Origin of the sequence: Neorhizobium sp. T25_13 (assembly GCF_002968675.1) — a bacterium.
Lineage (GTDB): Bacteria > Pseudomonadota > Alphaproteobacteria > Rhizobiales > Rhizobiaceae > Neorhizobium > Neorhizobium tomejilense.
The window spans coordinates 161465-176402 of record NZ_PVBI01000008.1; the positions used below are offsets into that span (position 1 = coordinate 161465).

The 14938-nt window shown below is 62.4% G+C and carries 18 protein-coding genes; 10 read left to right on the forward strand and 8 right to left on the reverse strand.

Features of this window, described 5'->3' with window-relative positions; genetic code table 11:
• Positions 1 to 211: 211 nt before the first annotated feature.
• Together C5J22_RS19920 and C5J22_RS19925 are read left to right on the forward strand one after the other, a co-directional pair.
• On the forward strand, positions 212 to 427 hold the full coding sequence (locus C5J22_RS19920; RefSeq protein WP_105439632.1) for a hypothetical protein: 216 nt from the start codon (positions 212 to 214) through the stop codon (positions 425 to 427).
• A 188-nt stretch (positions 428 to 615) separates the two neighbouring features.
• Positions 616 to 831 carry a hypothetical protein gene (locus C5J22_RS19925; protein WP_105439633.1) on the forward strand — a complete coding sequence of 72 codons (216 nt, stop codon included), beginning with the start codon at positions 616 to 618 and terminating at the stop codon, positions 829 to 831.
• Positions 832 to 886: 55 nt separating this feature from the next.
• On the opposite strand, the gene C5J22_RS19930 is transcribed toward C5J22_RS19925, so the two are convergent.
• A complete protein-coding gene (locus C5J22_RS19930) occupies positions 887 to 1399 on the reverse strand; it encodes a ferritin-like domain-containing protein (protein WP_105439634.1) in 513 nt (170 codons plus the stop codon).
• A gap of 435 nt (positions 1400 to 1834) precedes the next feature.
• On the opposite strand from C5J22_RS19930, the gene C5J22_RS19935 reads away from it, so the two are divergent.
• The 3 genes from C5J22_RS19935 to C5J22_RS19945 all read left to right on the forward strand — a co-directional run bounded on the left by C5J22_RS19935 (position 1835) and on the right by C5J22_RS19945 (position 3877).
• Positions 1835 to 2017, forward strand: a complete 183-nt coding sequence (locus tag C5J22_RS19935; RefSeq protein ID WP_371412648.1) for a hypothetical protein — start codon at positions 1835 to 1837, stop codon at positions 2015 to 2017.
• 35 nt (positions 2018 to 2052) lie between these two features.
• Positions 2053 to 2256, forward strand: coding sequence for a hypothetical protein (locus C5J22_RS19940; protein WP_105439635.1), 204 nt, complete (start codon positions 2053 to 2055; stop codon positions 2254 to 2256).
• A gap of 115 nt (positions 2257 to 2371) precedes the next feature.
• A complete protein-coding gene (locus C5J22_RS19945; protein ID WP_105439636.1) occupies positions 2372 to 3877 on the forward strand; it encodes a phospholipase D-like domain-containing protein in 1506 nt (501 codons plus the stop codon).
• Here C5J22_RS19945 and C5J22_RS19950 read toward each other — a convergent pair.
• Positions 3857 to 4798 (reverse strand): lysylphosphatidylglycerol synthase domain-containing protein, encoded by a 942-nt coding sequence (locus C5J22_RS19950; protein WP_105439637.1) that lies wholly within the window; start codon positions 4796 to 4798, stop codon positions 3857 to 3859. The two genes, C5J22_RS19945 and C5J22_RS19950, sit on opposite strands and share 21 nt — an antisense overlap.
• 65 nt (positions 4799 to 4863) lie before the next feature.
• Here C5J22_RS19950 and C5J22_RS19955 point away from each other — a divergent pair, with 65 nt between their 5' ends.
• Complete coding sequence (locus tag C5J22_RS19955; RefSeq protein WP_105439638.1) at positions 4864 to 5643, forward strand: endonuclease/exonuclease/phosphatase family protein; 780 nt, start codon at positions 4864 to 4866, stop codon at positions 5641 to 5643.
• A 3-nt stretch (positions 5644 to 5646) separates the two neighbouring features.
• Here the strand turns inward: C5J22_RS19955 and C5J22_RS19960 are convergent, their stop codons facing one another.
• From C5J22_RS19960 to C5J22_RS19975, 4 genes are all read right to left on the reverse strand, one after another.
• Positions 5647 to 6330 (reverse strand): phosphoribosyltransferase, encoded by a 684-nt coding sequence (locus tag C5J22_RS19960; RefSeq protein ID WP_105403038.1) that lies wholly within the window; start codon positions 6328 to 6330, stop codon positions 5647 to 5649.
• Between the two features lie 134 nt (positions 6331 to 6464).
• Positions 6465 to 6707 carry a hypothetical protein gene (locus tag C5J22_RS19965; protein WP_105403039.1) on the reverse strand — a complete coding sequence of 81 codons (243 nt, stop codon included), beginning with the start codon at positions 6705 to 6707 and terminating at the stop codon, positions 6465 to 6467.
• Positions 6708 to 6727: 20 nt separating this feature from the next.
• A complete protein-coding gene (locus C5J22_RS19970) occupies positions 6728 to 6934 on the reverse strand; it encodes a hypothetical protein (RefSeq protein WP_105403040.1) in 207 nt (68 codons plus the stop codon).
• Between the two features lie 42 nt (positions 6935 to 6976).
• Positions 6977 to 7246 (reverse strand): hypothetical protein, encoded by a 270-nt coding sequence (locus tag C5J22_RS19975; protein ID WP_046634288.1) that lies wholly within the window; start codon positions 7244 to 7246, stop codon positions 6977 to 6979.
• A gap of 334 nt (positions 7247 to 7580) precedes the next feature.
• Here C5J22_RS19975 and C5J22_RS19980 point away from each other — a divergent pair, with 334 nt between their 5' ends.
• Together C5J22_RS19980 and cydB are read left to right on the forward strand one after the other, a co-directional pair.
• The gene (locus tag C5J22_RS19980; RefSeq protein ID WP_105439639.1) at positions 7581 to 8999 is read left to right on the forward strand and encodes a cytochrome ubiquinol oxidase subunit I; all 1419 of its coding nucleotides are present in this window, start codon (positions 7581 to 7583) and stop codon (positions 8997 to 8999) included.
• Entirely contained in the window at positions 8989 to 9993 is a 1005-nt protein-coding gene (cydB, locus tag C5J22_RS19985; RefSeq protein ID WP_105439640.1) for a cytochrome d ubiquinol oxidase subunit II, read from the forward strand. Before C5J22_RS19980 ends, cydB begins: the two co-directional genes overlap by 11 nt.
• Before the next feature lie 109 nt (positions 9994 to 10102).
• On the opposite strand, the gene C5J22_RS19990 is transcribed toward cydB, so the two are convergent.
• Positions 10103 to 10666 (reverse strand): XRE family transcriptional regulator, encoded by a 564-nt coding sequence (locus C5J22_RS19990; protein WP_105439641.1) that lies wholly within the window; start codon positions 10664 to 10666, stop codon positions 10103 to 10105.
• A 94-nt stretch (positions 10667 to 10760) separates the two neighbouring features.
• Here C5J22_RS19990 and C5J22_RS19995 point away from each other — a divergent pair, with 94 nt between their 5' ends.
• Positions 10761 to 12122 (forward strand): LLM class flavin-dependent oxidoreductase, encoded by a 1362-nt coding sequence (locus C5J22_RS19995; protein WP_105439642.1) that lies wholly within the window; start codon positions 10761 to 10763, stop codon positions 12120 to 12122.
• 4 nt (positions 12123 to 12126) lie between these two features.
• On the forward strand, positions 12127 to 13362 hold the full coding sequence (locus C5J22_RS20000) for a nitrate/nitrite transporter (RefSeq protein WP_105439643.1): 1236 nt from the start codon (positions 12127 to 12129) through the stop codon (positions 13360 to 13362).
• Here C5J22_RS20000 and C5J22_RS20005 read toward each other — a convergent pair whose 3' ends face one another.
• Positions 13363 to 14877 (reverse strand): globin-coupled sensor protein, encoded by a 1515-nt coding sequence (locus C5J22_RS20005; RefSeq protein WP_105439644.1) that lies wholly within the window; start codon positions 14875 to 14877, stop codon positions 13363 to 13365.
• Positions 14878 to 14938: the final 61 nt, after the last annotated feature.

The following is a 14938-nucleotide window of genomic DNA, read 5'->3' on the forward strand; positions in this document are numbered from 1 at the left end:
AGAATCCGCTTCCCCGAAGGAATTAGGGTATCGGCAGCTTTTGGAAAAGCTGAGCTGAATTCGTGCCTCATGCGCCGGACCCTAGGGCTGAAATCTTAAAATCTGTGCAGGGAGATCGTTCAGATTTCTCCTATCCGACTTTTAGCGGATCAAAAACCTGCCTGCGCGGTTCTACCCTTTGAGTGAAAACAAGAACCAGGAGACAGACATCATGGCCAAGGCGAGTTCGAAGCGGATGGGCGCGGGAGCGCAGGGGAAAAACAGCGGAAACGGGGCCATGACAGATGTCGACAAGGCGATCCTTCCCGAAAACAAAGTGCTGTCGAACCGGGACAAGGCGCAGCATTCGAGGGAACGCGGACTGGATGGCAAAACGGTGCAGACCGAACAGTTTCACGATCACGAGGCGAACCATCTTAACGACTGAAAAACCACTTACATTCACGACTGCTTGAGAAAGGATTTCGAGCAATCCGCTGCTGCGCCCACCCGGCTTTCCTCCTTGCAAAGTGGAAGAGAAGTAGTAGTCTTTGGCTATCGTCGGCTGAAGACAAGAGCGTACCGGCGACTGGAAGACAGGAAGCGCTTTCGCCACCATTTGGGGAGGCTGAAAAGATGAATGCAGCAGTCCTGACCAACACTTTCGAACCGACGGAACTGGCATTTCTCCAACGCTTGTTCGACGAGATCTGCGCAGAGCGTGGACTTGCCGGCGGCAGCCTCGCCGCAAACAATCTCGCAGCGCAGATCATTCAGCTTTATCAACAGGGCGTACGCGATCCACGAGATCTGCAGATCCATCTGGATCCGAATGCACCCTTGAGGACCTGACGTCCCGTGCCAGCCGCCATCGCAGCGGCTGGCCGCCCTCCTTAGCGCTCGCCACTTATCTCTTTGCCATCAGGTCACGTTCGTCACGCATCAGGAATATGCGGGTGATGGCGTCGAGATTGGCTTCCAGCCAGTTGGCCATGGCGATCTCCTCGCCAAGGATGCGTTCGAAAACCGTCTTCGCCTCCATTTCATCCAGCTCGTCGGCCGCCGCAATCAGGACCCGGTAACTGGCGATTTCCATGTGCTCGAAGGCATAGCTTGCCATCGCTCCCTTGACGACCTCGTCACTGGTCAACATGCCGCTGACGCCCTGCGCCTTGGCCGCCAGTTTGGCCGCCATGTCCTTGAGCGCCAAAGCGCTGCCGGTTGCCGAAAAATGATCGAGGAGCGTCTTCAGCGCTTGGGCGTGTTCCTCGGTCTCGTGCAGGTGCTGTACGATACGGGCCTTGAGGTCGGGATAACTTTCGATCCGCCGGGATTGCGCGGTAAGCGTCGTGATCGCCTGTTCCTCCATGGCGTGAGCGGCACGCAGCCACGCGAGGAAATTGTCTCGGGCATGGGTCATTCGCTTCTCCTCGCAAATTGGTCGCCCAGATCGATTGCTTTTGGGAACGCAGGACAGCCGGATTCAACCCCTGAAAGCATGCGAAGTTCCTTTTCACCTCGATGCCTGGAACATTGCCGCCCTTTGTGAATTGTCCAGTAGTAAATTCACGAGCCATAAAGGCGAAGATCATGTCACGCGAGATGAGGGCAAATTCCATCATCGGAGGGATTACCATAGTACTCCTCCTGATGGCCGTTGGTTACTATTTCACCGGCGGGTCGGATGATACGGCGCAGGCTCCGGCACCTCCTGCGACCAGCGATAGGGCGCAGACGCCAGCGCCGGCTCCGGGAACAGACCCGACCAGCACCGGCTCCACGAACCCTTAGGGTCAATTTGCGAGGAACAATCGCCATGCCGGGCGGTTGTGAGATGAGTAACAGGGAGTTTTCCATGATACCCGATCCTCGCGAACCAAGTGAACGCCCGCCCATGCCGGCGCCCATCTGGAAGCCGGACCCACCGATCGACGAACCGGAACCGGATCGGCTGCCGGATGAGACGCCGTTGCCCAATCCCGACGAAAATCCCAATCCGCCAGTCTATATGCCGCCCGGCAATCCGGCATCCATTTGAAGAGGTACCGGCGCGAAAGCGCCGGTAGATCGATCATGAACATCCATGGCCATCCACGTGCAGAGCACAGGCAAGCGCATGACGAAAGTCGACAGAAACCCACGACCGGCGGGCTGTGGAAGCTGATGGGTGCGGCAGCTCTCATCCTTCTCGGGCTCATTGTTGCAATGGAAGCCTTCAGAGATGGCAACAGCAATTTCATTGCGCCCAACCCGGCTCAGCAAACGGTTATCGAGTAACGCCCTCACCTTCCACTCTATCCAGCCAATCCATCCGGCTATGTGCGGGAATACAGCCTTGGAACAAAGGACAAAATCCGCGCGTTCATCTGCCATTCCATGATGAGGTGGCCAGGTGGATGTAGCGACGCAATCGATCCTGACGCGGGATACAGGATTCTCATTCGAACCCATCATCCGGCCCGGCCGGAACGTCTGGCGCAGAGCGAAGGCGGAAAAGCTCGCCTTCTTGATCGATGGCGACGACTATTTTCGCCGACTCGATCAGGTCTTGAGGCTGGCGGAACGTTCGATCTTCATCATCGGCTGGGATTTCGATCCGGACATCGTCCTTCGTCCGCGCGACCCCGACGGCGAAACACTCGGTGCTCTGCTGCGCAAGATGGTCGAGGAGAAGCCCTCGCTTGAAATCCGCATCCTGGTCTGGGGCATGGGGCCTGTTTATTCCGGCAAGAGCCTCAAGATGTTCGGCAAGATGGATTGGAAAGACCATCCGCGCATCTCCCTGCATTTCGATTTCGACCATCCGCTGCGCGCCAGCCATCATCAGAAGATCGTCGCGATCGACGACCGGACCGCCTTCCTCGGTGGCATCGACTTGACCGCCCGCCGCTGGGACGACCGGAGCCACGCGATCGACAACCCGCTGCGCCGGGCGCCCGACGGAACCACCTACGGCCCCGTCCACGACATACAGACGATCGTGACCGGCGATACGGCAAAGCTGATCGGCGACGTCGCACGCCGCCGGTGGAAAAAGGCGACACGCCAGGTCCTTTCACCGCTCGATGTGCCGGGCATAAATCCCTGGCCGGCAGATCTGGAACCGGCGCTGACCGACTGCAACACCGGCCTGGCGCTCACCGAGGCGTGGAAATGGAAGGGCCATCGCGGCCACCGCGAGGCGATCCGGCTGACCCACGACGCGCTGAAGGCGGCCAGACGCCATCTCTATATCGAGACGCAGTATCTCGCCTCCTTCGGCGTGGCGCGAACTCTCGCCAGGCGGTTGAGGAAAGCCGACGGCCCGGAAATCCTCGTGATTGTCACGCGCGAATCCCATGGCTTCCTGGAAAAGCTGATGATGGGCCACAACCGCAACCGGCTGATCCGTCGCCTCAAGCGCGCAGATCGTTATGGACGCCTGCGGGTTTTCTTTGCTGCGGTTTCCGACGGCAATGGTGGCGAGCAGGAGATCATCGTTCATTCCAAGCTGATCATCGTCGACGACCAGTTCGTGCGGGTCGGCTCTTCCAATCTCAACAACCGCTCCGAAGGGCTGGACACCGAGGCGGACCTTGCGATCGAAACCTCGGACCCAACCGGCAGGCAGGCGATCGCCGCGCTCCGCAACGAGCTGATCGCCGAACATCTCGACGCCCAACCGGCGGAAGTTGCGCGGATCATCGCGGAAACCGGCTCCGTTCTGGCGGCTGTCGACCGGCTGAACGTCAAGCCGCGCGGCCTGCGGAGCTATGACGTCGATACGGACAAAGGCGAGACGGAATCTCTGGTCGGCACGGGGATCATCGACCCGAAACAGCCTTTCTGGCCGATTCCGGAAATCAAGGCCGGTCTCAAGCGGCTTTTCGCCCGCCTGTCACATCACCGTCTGCTCTAGGAACTTGCCGCCCCGATGACGATAATAAGCCTCGGTGACGAGAAAGGTCGGCACGCCGATCGTGAGCGGCACGAAAAAATAGAGCACGCGAAAGGCGATCAGCGCGCCGATCGACGCGGATGTCGGCAGGATCCCGATCATGGTCGCCTCCAGCACGCCGAGCCCGCCCGGCACATGGCTGAGCAGCGCGGCTATGTTGGCGGTCACATAGGCGCTGGCCACAGCCAGGTACCCGGCATCGGTGAAGCTTGCGAGAAGCTGCTGGATGGAAGCCGTGACGCAGGCGAAGTTCAGCGTGCCGATGACGATCTGGCCGAGGGCAAGCTGTATCGCCGGCGGTTCGAAACGCCAGCTGCGCACAACAAGAGGACGGCGCACGAAGGCGCAGATCAGCAGATAGGCGGCAGGGCCGGCCAGACAGAGAAGCCCGGCCGCCAGCCGTGCCGGTCGGTCGAGGCCCAGCAGGTCCGCCGCGTCGCCGGGCTGGAGCAGCAGCGCCAGCCCGGCCAGCGTTCCAAGGCCGAGGCCGACGGTCACTCCGCAGAAGACGATGACCTTGGCGATATCCTCGCCGGTCAGACCCCAGCGCGTGTAGAACCTGTAGCGCACGGCGCCGCTGCTCAGCGCAGAAAGCCCGACATTGTGACCGATCGACAGCGCCGTGAAGGACGCGAGCGAAGTCTGCCGCAAAAGAAGCGGCTTGCCCACATACCGCACGGCAAGCGCATCGAAGCCGCCGAGGCAGAGATAGGAAAGGATGACGAAGAAAAATGCGGTCGCGAGCCGGAAAGCGGCGATCGACCGGACCGATTCCTCGATCTCGTCGACCGTGTAGCGACCGAGGCTGCGATAGACGAGGAAGGCCGCCAGGCAGATCGCAACGCCGATCAGAAACTTGAGCAGATGGCGTCTGGCGATCATGGTCCCTCTCGTAAACGGCTGTATAACAATGGGAACGAAACCGGGACCAAGGTGTTCCCCGCTCCATGACTGATCAGACATCGCCAGCCAAGGCCGGCCCCGCCCCGGCTCAGCCTTCGAAGACAAGGCATCGCCTGAAAATCCTGAGTTACAATGTGCATAGCTGCATCGGTACCGATCGCCGGCTCGACCCCGCCCGGGTAGCCGAGGTCATCGCGGCCCTGGAACCGGATATCATCGGATTGCAGGAATTGGACGTCGGCCGCAGCCGCACCGGCGGGATAGACCAGGCGCATGTGATCGCCTCTCTTCTGCAGATGGAATTCCATTTCCACGCAGCACTCAACGTTGCCGAAGAGCGTTACGGCGATGCGATCCTGACGGCCCTGCCGGCAAGAATGGTAAAGGGTGCCGGCCTGTCCTCGCATGGGGAGCAGCGCGGCGCCGTCTGGGTGGAAATAGAGGTCGGCGAGCACAAGCTGCAGGTCTTCAATACCCATCTCGGCCTGCTGGGCGGGGACCGGATGCGCCAGATCGCCGAAATCCTCGGGCCGTCTTGGATGGGGGCGCCGGATTGCCAGGGCAAGCCGAGGATCCTGATCGGCGATTTCAACGCAACTCCCGTGACCGCGACCTACAAGGCCGTCGCACGCCAGATGGCGGACGTACCGCTTCTGAGTGGGGGAAAGCCCAAAGCCACCTTCCCATCGCGTCTGCCGCTTTTGAGGATCGACCACGTGTTCGCCTCCAGCGAAATCACGCCGGTCGCGACGCAGGTCGTATCGACCCCGCTTTCCCGCCGGGCCTCCGATCATCTGCCGCTTCTGGTCACTGTCGAGCTCTGATCCTCAATGGCTCAGGGTGCGGCTGAGCCGGTGAGCCTCCTTCAGAAGGCGCACCACGTCCTGGTCGGTCGTCTCCCTGAAGTCGCCGTAGTGCAGGCTGACCGCTTCCAGGCGGTCCGGAGCCGACAGGCAGACGATGTCGTCCACCTCTTCCTGCAGGGATTCCAGCAGTTGACGCGGCGCGACCGGCACCGCGATCCGGATCGATGCGACACCCATGTCCTTCAGCGCATGGATGCCGGCGCGGATCGAAACGCCGTTCGCAATCCCGTCATCGACAAGAATGACGTCGCGTCCCGTGTGATCATGCTCGCTCGGCTCGTCCTCGCCGAAATACATTCGGTGGCGCCGTTCGATTTCGGCAAGCTGATGTTCGCGCTCGGCCGCGAGATAGCCTGGCGGCACATGGAAACGACGAGCGGCGTCCTCGTCGACGATCACGTGCGGCTCCCGCCCATCGACGACAGCGCCAATGCCGTATTCGGGATGACCGGGCGCGCCGATCTTGCGGACGATGAGGAGATCGAGCGGCAGGCCGAGCCGCTGGGCGACTTCGAAGGCCACGGGCACGCCGCCACGCGGCAGCGCCATCAGGATCGGATCGGGCGGCAGCGTCGCCTGCATGGCTTCCGCCAATTGCCTTCCGGCATCCTCTCGATCGACAAAGGTTGGGCTTAGACCGAACATGTCATCCTCCCAGGATGGTGCGGTGACATCTGCCACCGCACTTGGTTCTTCTGCCAGCCCGACCGTAACATATCACCGGGCAGGCGTCCGACAACCGCGAGGATGGGGTTTGGGTTCCGTGCTCTCCAAAAGAGTCAGGAGCGCTTGCCTTTGTGGTGCTCGCTTTCCTGGTTGCGGCCGCGAATGATCGATGGGTCGTCATGGAGCGAAACTTCCGCGGCCCGCATGTCCAGGTTATCGCCGCGACGGAATGCCTCCTTGGCCGCTTCGCTGCGTCGCAGGTCGGGGCCGGGATCGAAATCCTTGGGCGCATTGGCGGTATTTTCCCGTTTTTCGATGACGTTGCGCTGTTGCTGATGGGTTTTGTTGCCTTGCATGGTCTATCCTCCTTGAGAGGTCATTTGTTCGAGCGGCCGCGTTGGTTGGGATCGACGCCGCCGAAACGGGTCGTGTCGTTGCCGACATCACCTTCCTCGGTATTGTCGCCGGCGATCTCGTCGGCGCCGGTGAATCGGTTCAACCCTTTCGACTGGCCGATACCGGGATCCTCCTTGAGATCGGCATCGCTGGGCTTGCGGGTCTTGAAATGTTTGGATGTGGACATGACCGTCCTCCTTGGCTCAGGGACCGCGATCTGGCCGCGGCCTCAGTGTTTCGTGCTGGACACGAATTTGTTGAACCGGCTGGTTTTGCCGGCTTCCGTTTCTTCCTGGAAAAGGAAGACGAGCTTGTTTTCATCGAAGATCGAGAAGAAGTCGTCCCATTCGATTTCCTCCAGGGATTCTTCCGGCTTCCCGAAATCGACCCGCAGAATGCCGCCTTCCCTGGCGCCCTTCACCCGGGCCGGATGGCCGCCGCGTTCCTCGATCCATTGCCGGATTTCCTTGTGATCGGTGGTTTCTACGGCTTTGCTCATGGTGCGTTTCTCCTTTCCGTACCTGCTTGCCCAACCGGGACCGCCACCGAAGGTTCCGCGCCAAAACAAGCGAAGGGGGAACAAAACTGATGATCATGGGTTCAACGCGGGTCGGACGCATGACCTCCACGCGGCCGACATTGTCATAAGTACCCTCCCCAACTTGGCGCTTCCCCTCACCGGGAAGCGCTTTTTCGTTCACTGCGGCGGTTCAACGCAGGGCCGCGGCATCCGGGCGCGCGGCATTGATGCGCATTGATCTCTTGACGCCCTCCGCCGATTGTCATCCGATGAGATGGATGGGCTTCTGGCCCCGCCGGAAAGGGATGACGCCATGTTCGAGACCTTCGACGCGACGCTGCTGGCGCGCATGCAGTTCGCCTTCACGGTCTCGTTCCACATCATTTTTCCCGCGTTTTCGATCGGGCTGGCGAGTTATCTCGCCGTGCTGGAAGGTCTTTGGCTGTGGAAGAAACAGGTCGTCTACCTGGAGCTGTTCGACTTCTGGAAGACGATTTTTGCGCTCGCCTTCGGCATGGGCGTCGTCTCCGGTATCGTCATGTCCTATCAGTTCGGCACGAACTGGAGCGTGTTCTCCGACAAGGTCGGCCCGGTCATCGGCCCGCTGATGGGTTACGAAGTGCTCTCGGCATTTTTCCTGGAGGCGGGCTTCCTCGGCATCATGCTGTTCGGCCGCAATCGCGTCGGCCCCGGCCTGCATTTCTTCGCGACCCTGATGGTCGCGGTCGGCACCTTGATCTCGGCGACCTGGATCCTTTCCGCCAACTCCTGGATGCAGACGCCGCAGGGTTTTGCGATGAACGACAAGGGCCAGTTCATCCCGGCCGACTGGTGGGCGGTCATCTTCAACCCGTCCTTCCCCTATCGCCTCGTCCACATGGTGCTTGCCGCCTATCTGACGACCGCCCTGGTGGTCGGCGCCGTCGGCGGCCTGCATCTCCTGCGCCGCACCGCCCCCTTGCGCGCCGGCACGATGTTCTCGATGGCGATGTGGATGTTGACGATTGTCGCCCCGATCCAGATCTTTGCCGGCGACCAGCACGGCCTCAACACGCTGGAACACCAGCCGGTCAAGGTCATGGCGATGGAAGGCCACTACCAGAGCCATCCGGACGGCGCGCCACTGATCCTCTTCGGCCTGCCGAACCACGCCGAACAACGGATCGACTACGCAATCGAGATCCCGAAGCTTTCGAGCCTCATCCTGAAACACAGCCTCGATGCGCCGCTCAAGGGCCTCGACACCGTGCCGCGCGAATTGCAGCCGCCGGTGCCAATCGTGTTCTGGTCCTTCCGCATCATGGTCGGCCTCGGCTTTGCCATGCTGGGCCTCGGCCTCTGGAGCCTGTACTGTCGATGGAGAGGCCGCCTCTACACCTCCGAATGGCTGCACCGGGCCGCGATGGTCATGGGGCCTGCCGGCTTCGTCGCCGTCCTCGCCGGCTGGGTGACCACCGAGGTCGGCCGCCAGCCCTATACCGTCTACGGCCACCTGTTGACCGCAAATTCCGTCTCGCCGATCGCGGCAGCGGCCGTGGGCTCCTCGCTGGTCGCCTTCATCATCGTCTATTTCCTCGTCTTCGGCGCCGGCACCTTCTATATCCTGCGGCTGATGTCCCGCCTGCCGCGCGATCCGAGCGGCGATCTCGGCGAAGGCCCGATCCGAACCGCTGGCATCACGCCGGCCCCGCATACCGCAACGCTCCCTGCAGGAGGCCGACATGGTCATTGACCTCCCCTTCATCTGGGCGGCCATCATCGCCTTTGCGGTGCTTGCCTATGTCATCCTCGACGGGTTCGATCTCGGCGTCGGCATCCTCTTCCCGCTGTTTCCGGAAAAGCGCCATCGCGACGTGATGATGAACAGCGTCGCCCCCGTCTGGGACGGCAACGAGACCTGGCTGGTCCTTGGCGGCGGCGGGCTGATGGCGGTTTTTCCGCTCGCCTATGCGACGATCCTGCCGGCACTCTATGCCCCTATCATCGCCATGCTGCTCGGGCTGATCTTTCGAGGCGTCGCCTTCGAATACCGCTGGCGCACCGGCCGGGCGCAATATCTCTGGAACTGGGCCTTTGCCGGCGGCTCGTTCATGGCGGCACTGGCTCAAGGGATCGCGCTCGGCGCGCTGGTGCAGGGCATTCCGGTTGCAAACCGCGCCTATTCCGGCAGCTGGTGGGACTGGCTGACCCCGTTTTCGATCGCCACCGGCCTTGCAGTCGTGATCGGCTACGCACTGCTCGGCTCGACCTGGCTGGTGATGAAAACGACGGGGGACCTTCGCGACAAGGCCCGCAGCCTCTCCTATATCGCCGCCCTCGCGACGCTCGCCGCCATGGGCGTCTTCAGCCTCTGGACGCCGTTCCTCGAGCCGCTCTATCTGAACCGCTGGTTCTCCTGGCCGACCGCGATCTTCAGCGTCATCGTACCCCTGCTGGTTCTCGGCTGTTTCTGGCTTCTGCTCACGGGCCTGAAAAACAACCGCGACAGCCGCCCATTCCTTGCGGCGCTCGGCCTTTTCATACTGGGTTACGCAGGCATCGGCATCAGCTTCTACCCTTATATCGTGCCTACATCCGTGACGATCTGGGATGCGGCGGCGCCCGACGAAAGCCTCGGCTTCCTGCTGGTCGGCGCGCTGATCCTGGTGCCGCTGATCCTTGCCTATACGAGCTATGCCTATTGGGTCTTCCGCGGCAAGGTTGATCCGGAAGAGGGTTATCACTGATGGCCGGCGGCGAAACCTTCAGGCGGCTCGCCTGGTTCGTCGGCCTCTGGGTGGCCGGAGTGGTAACGGTCGGCACCATCGGCCTGATCATCAAATTCTGGCTCGGCGCCTAACGCCGGGTCAGCGCCACCACATAACGCGCTGGTTCCGTGCCCGGATTGAAGAAGACGCAATCGGCAGGCGGGCCGAGCAGAAGGCAATCGCCTTCGGTGAGATGATGCATCACCGTCCCCTCCTGAAAATCGAGCCTGCCCGAAAGCACCCAGATCTGCTGGTGCTGGAAGGCGAAGGCGGATGCCGGATAGGGCACGCGCACGCCTGATGGCAGCGAAACATCCAGAAGCTCCAACGGGGAATTCGCCGGAGAGACAGCGCGGCGGGTATAGCCCGTCTCCGGATCGGTCCAGACCGGCTGTTCCGCCTGCAGCGCGACGCGCTCCTGCGCCCGCTCGGCAAGCGCCAGCAGTACCGAAAGCGGCAGGCCGAAGGCGCCAGAGAGCCGGCCGAGCACGGTCGCCGTCGGGCTCGCCTCGCTACGCTCGATCTTGCTGATCATCGCCTTGGAGACGCCCGAGCGTTCGGCAAGCTCGGCGAGTGACCAGCCCCGCGCCTCCCGCTCGATCTTCAGCCGCGTGGAGATCGCCTGGACCGGGTCATTTTCAGCCTGTTGCAAGCGGCTTGCCTTTCAACAATCGTCTTCTATAGTGGACGATAGCACCCTATAAGAGACAGCCCTTATCGGCAATGGGGAATTCAGAGGGAAGATCGTGACTCGCGAAATCCGTTTCAACGCCTTCGACATGAACTGCGTCGGCCATATCCAGCAGGGGCTCTGGGCACATCCGCGCGACCAGTCGCACCGCTATGCACAGCTGCGATACTGGACGGACTACGCGAAAAGGCTGGAAGCGGGCCTGTTCGACGGCATATTCCTCGCCGATGTTCTCGGCGTCAACGACGTCTTCGGCGGCAGCAATGCGGCGGCGCTGAGGGGTGCGGTACAGGTGCCGGTCAACGATCCGCTGCTGCTGGTGCCGGCCATGGCAGCCGTCACCGAACATCTCTCATTTGGCGTTACCGCCAACCTGACCCATGAACCGCCTTTCGTCTTCGCCCGCCGCATGTCGACGCTCGATCACCTGACGGGCGGCCGGATCGGCTGGAACATCGTCACCGGTTACCTCGACAGCGCCGCGAAGGCGATCGGGCTGGAGGGCGTCGCCGCCCATGACGACCGCTACGACCTCGCCGACGAGTATATGGAGATCATGTACCGGCTCTGGGAAGGAAGCTGGGAGGAGGATGCCGTGGTCTTCGACCGGGCAAACCATGTCTATGCTGACCCGGCCAAGGTCCACAAGGTCCACCACCGCGGCAAGCAATACGGCATCGAGGCGATCCATCTCTGCGAACCCTCGCCGCAGCGTACCCCGGTTCTCTACCAGGCAGGCTCCTCGACCCGCGGCCGGCAGTTCGCCGCCACCCACGCCGAGTGCGTCTTCGTCAACGGCCAGAAGACCGAAGGCGTCAAGGGCATCGTCGACGACATCAGGGCTCGCGCCGTCGAATATGGCCGCAACGCGGAGGACGTCAAAGTCTTCGTCGGCGCCACGATCGTCACCGCGCGAACCGAAAAGGAAGCCCGCGAAAAGTTCGAGGACTATCGCGCCTATGCGAGCTCCGAAGGTGCTCTCGTGCATGCCGCCGGCTCGCTCGGCATCGACTTTGCAAAATACGATCTGGACGAGCCGATCGAGACCGGCAAGAGTTCTGCGATCGTCTCGAACGTCGAGGCGATGACCCGCACCGCCGGACCGCAATGGACCAAGCGCAAGCTGCTCGAACAGATGGTGCTCGGCAGCCGCCAGGCGCCGATGATCGGCTCCGCAGAACAGATCGCCGACAACCTCGTCGCCTGGATGGATCAGGCCGGCGTCGACGGCTTCAACCTGTCGCGCACCATCGTTCCGGAGTGTTTTGATGATATCATCGAACTGGTGATCCCGATCCTGCAGGAACGCGGCCTCTACAAGATCGGCTATCGCGAAGGGCCGTTCCGTGAAAAGCTGTTCGGGATGCCGCGCCTGCCCGACAGGCATATCGCCGCCAAATACCGCGTAACGGGATAGATTGATGAGCACCGCGACGACCTTGGAAACACCAGCCGCAGGCCGCTGGTCCATGCTGGCTTTGCTCTGCTTCGCGGTCGTGCTCTCCTTCTCCTGCTGGTTTTCCGCCAATGCGATCGCGCCGGAGCTGAAACGCGCCTGGTCGCTGTCGGAAAATGCCGCTGCCTGGCTTACCAACGGCGTTCAGATCGGCTTCGTGATCGGCGCTCTGGCCGCAAGCCTCTTCAACCTGCCGGACCTCATCCGCATGAACCGGCTGATGGCGGCCTCCGCCCTGCTTGCCGCGCTCTCCAACGCCGCTCTGGCTCTGGAGCCCGGCCCGGCCGGCGCCATCCTCTGCCGCATGGTCACCGGCTTCGCGCTCGCCGGCGTCTATCCGCCGGCGCTGAAACTCGTCTCCACCTGGTTCATTTCCGGCCGCGGCCTCGCGCTGGCCGGCGTCATCGGTGCGATCACCGCCGGCTCGTCGCTGCCACATCTTTTTCGGGGCATGTCGTCGGCGGTCGACTGGCACAATATCGTCCTCTCATCGAGCTGTGCGACGCTGGTCGGTGCCGTCGTTTTCCTCCTCTTCACCCGCGAAGGCCCCTATCCGTTCGGAAAGGCGCTGTTCGACCCGCGCCAGATCGGCCGGGTACTGAAGGATCGTAACCTGCTGCTCGTCAACGGCGGTTATCTCGGCCACATGTGGGAACTTTATGCCATGTGGGCCTGGCTGCTCGCCTATCTGACCGCCGCCCTCGACAAGGGTGGAACCGGCATCAGCAGCGAAGCCTCGCTGCTCACCTTCATCGCGGTCGCCTCAGGCGTGTTCGGCTGTTTCGCCGGCGGCGTGCTCTCGGACCGTTTTGGGCGCACCGCCACCACCGCCGGCCTGATGATCGTCTCCGGCGCCTGCGCCCTGTCCATCGGCTTCGTCTTCGACGGGCCATTCTCGCTGCTGGCGCTGGTGGTAGTCGTTTGGGGGATTTCGATCATCGGAGATTCGGCGCAGTTCTCCGCCGCCGTCACCGAGCTTGCCGACCGCAATTACATCGGCACGGCGCTGTCGCTGCAGATGGGCATGGGTTTCGCGCTGACCATCTTCATGATCTGGCTGATGCCGCATCTGGCCGCACTGCTTGGCGGCTGGCGCTGGACGTTCGTGCTGCTCGCGGTCGGGCCGATCTTCGGCGCCGCCTCGATGCTGATCCTGCGCCGTAGACCGGAAGCCGTCCGGCTGGCCGGCGGGAGGCGCTGATCAGGCGACGAGGCGCCGGCCGGGCATCTCTTCCCGCTTCTGGCGGTCGCGGGCGAGCCGTTCCGCGCTGCGGGTCTTGAAGCCGCGCAGCGCCGTGACCAATCGTTCAACAGCATCGCGCAGGTCCGACGTCTGCTTCGACGTCTCCAGCACCATGGCCGAATTTTCCTGGGTGAGCGAATCCATCCGGCTCAGAGCCCCGTTGACCTCATGCAGGCCGATCGACTGATGCGCCGCCTCGGTCGCGATCGTCCTGACGATCGTGTTGATGTCGTCGATGCGCGTGGTGATCTGGCTGAGCGCCGCACCGGCATTGTTGACGAGATCGACACCCGCCTGTACCTGCCGTGAACTGTCGGAGATCAGATCCTTGATTTCCTTGGCGGCATCGGCGCAGCGCTGCGCCAGCGCCCGCACTTCCTGCGCCACGACAGCGAAACCGCGACCGGCTTCGCCTGCACGCGCCGCCTCGACGCCCGCGTTGAGCGCCAGAAGATTGGTCTGGAAAGCGATCTCGTCGATGACGCCGATGATCTTTGAAATCTCGTCGGACGAGCGCTCGATCTCGCCCATGGCAGCGACGGCCTGTTTGACGACCGGTCCCGAGGCACGCGCCTCCGAAAGCGCCACGTCGACTGCGCCGGCCGCCTTGCTGGCGCCTTCGGCGGTGCCGGAAACGCTGTGGGTGAGCTGGTGCAGCGTCGCGGAACTCTCCTCCAGGCCCTGGGCCTGTTCCTCCGTCCGCCGGGCAAGAGCCTTCGAGGCCTGGGAGATACCGTTGGTGCTGACGAGGATTTCCTCGCCGGCATGGCGCACGGTCGCCAATGTGCCGCGCAGCCTCTCGGCACTGCCGTTGTAGCCTTCCGCCATCTTGACGAAGTTTTCAGGAAGAGCGGTGGAAAGCCGGCTCTCCAGATCGCCCGCGGCAAGCCCCTTCAGCACGTCATCCAGAGCCTCGAGCGCAACTTCCTGCTCCTCATCGGCGGCGAGCTTCGCCTCCTCGGCGTGGCGGCGCTGTTCTGCCTGTATCTCCAGATAGGCGGAGATCGAATAGTCAAGGTCAAGCATCGCCGCCTTGACCAGCGTCGCAACGTCCTTGGCAAGCTTTTCGGATTTGCCGCGACCGAAACGGGAGGGCCAGTTCTCGGCCATCACCTTGTGGATGAGGCTTTCCACGACCAGCGCCTGGCCGCCGATATGCCAGCGCGGGTCGAGACCGGCATGCGCCTCGGCGGCGCGAGCTGCTTCCAGGTAACGCTCGTCGTATTTGGCCTCGCCGACAACGTTCCAATGGCTCATCTGGCGCTTCTTGGCACCCTCGACGTGAGCCTGGTTGGTGAAGAACTTGGCGGTGTCGGGTGTCGACTGGATCTTCTTGTAAAGCGCGCCGAGAGCCGTCGAAAGGCCGGCATTGATGGTCGGCGCGAGACGACGAAGCGTCGAGCGTGCCTCCTGGTCCAGACCGATAAAATCCAGACGCTTTTGCAGTTCGCGTTTTTCTTCAGCCGACGACATTATGATCCCCCAATCCGCCGCGGTCACCGCCCTTTGGGAGGTGTATCGGTTCCATATTGTG

Coding starts and splice junctions, on each gene's coding strand:
- C5J22_RS19970 (WP_105403040.1), bottom strand. CDS start 6,934: ATGTCCACATCCAAACATTTCAAGACCCGCAAGCCCAGCGATGCCGAT.
- C5J22_RS19965 (WP_105403039.1), bottom strand. CDS start 6,707: ATGCAAGGCAACAAAACCCATCAGCAACAGCGCAACGTCATCGAAAAA.
- C5J22_RS19955 (WP_105439638.1), top strand. CDS start 4,864: ATGACTGATCAGACATCGCCAGCCAAGGCCGGCCCCGCCCCGGCTCAG.
- C5J22_RS19950 (WP_105439637.1), bottom strand. CDS start 4,798: ATGATCGCCAGACGCCATCTGCTCAAGTTTCTGATCGGCGTTGCGATC.
- C5J22_RS19925 (WP_105439633.1), top strand. CDS start 616: ATGAATGCAGCAGTCCTGACCAACACTTTCGAACCGACGGAACTGGCA.
- C5J22_RS19930 (WP_105439634.1), bottom strand. CDS start 1,399: ATGACCCATGCCCGAGACAATTTCCTCGCGTGGCTGCGTGCCGCTCAC.
- cydB (WP_105439640.1), top strand. CDS start 8,989: ATGGTCATTGACCTCCCCTTCATCTGGGCGGCCATCATCGCCTTTGCG.
- C5J22_RS19935 (WP_371412648.1), top strand. CDS start 1,835: ATGATACCCGATCCTCGCGAACCAAGTGAACGCCCGCCCATGCCGGCG.
- C5J22_RS19975 (WP_046634288.1), bottom strand. CDS start 7,246: ATGAGCAAAGCCGTAGAAACCACCGATCACAAGGAAATCCGGCAATGG.
- C5J22_RS19980 (WP_105439639.1), top strand. CDS start 7,581: ATGTTCGAGACCTTCGACGCGACGCTGCTGGCGCGCATGCAGTTCGCC.
- C5J22_RS19920 (WP_105439632.1), top strand. CDS start 212: ATGGCCAAGGCGAGTTCGAAGCGGATGGGCGCGGGAGCGCAGGGGAAA.
- C5J22_RS19940 (WP_105439635.1), top strand. CDS start 2,053: ATGAACATCCATGGCCATCCACGTGCAGAGCACAGGCAAGCGCATGAC.
- C5J22_RS20000 (WP_105439643.1), top strand. CDS start 12,127: ATGAGCACCGCGACGACCTTGGAAACACCAGCCGCAGGCCGCTGGTCC.
- C5J22_RS19960 (WP_105403038.1), bottom strand. CDS start 6,330: ATGTTCGGTCTAAGCCCAACCTTTGTCGATCGAGAGGATGCCGGAAGG.
- C5J22_RS20005 (WP_105439644.1), bottom strand. CDS start 14,877: ATGTCGTCGGCTGAAGAAAAACGCGAACTGCAAAAGCGTCTGGATTTT.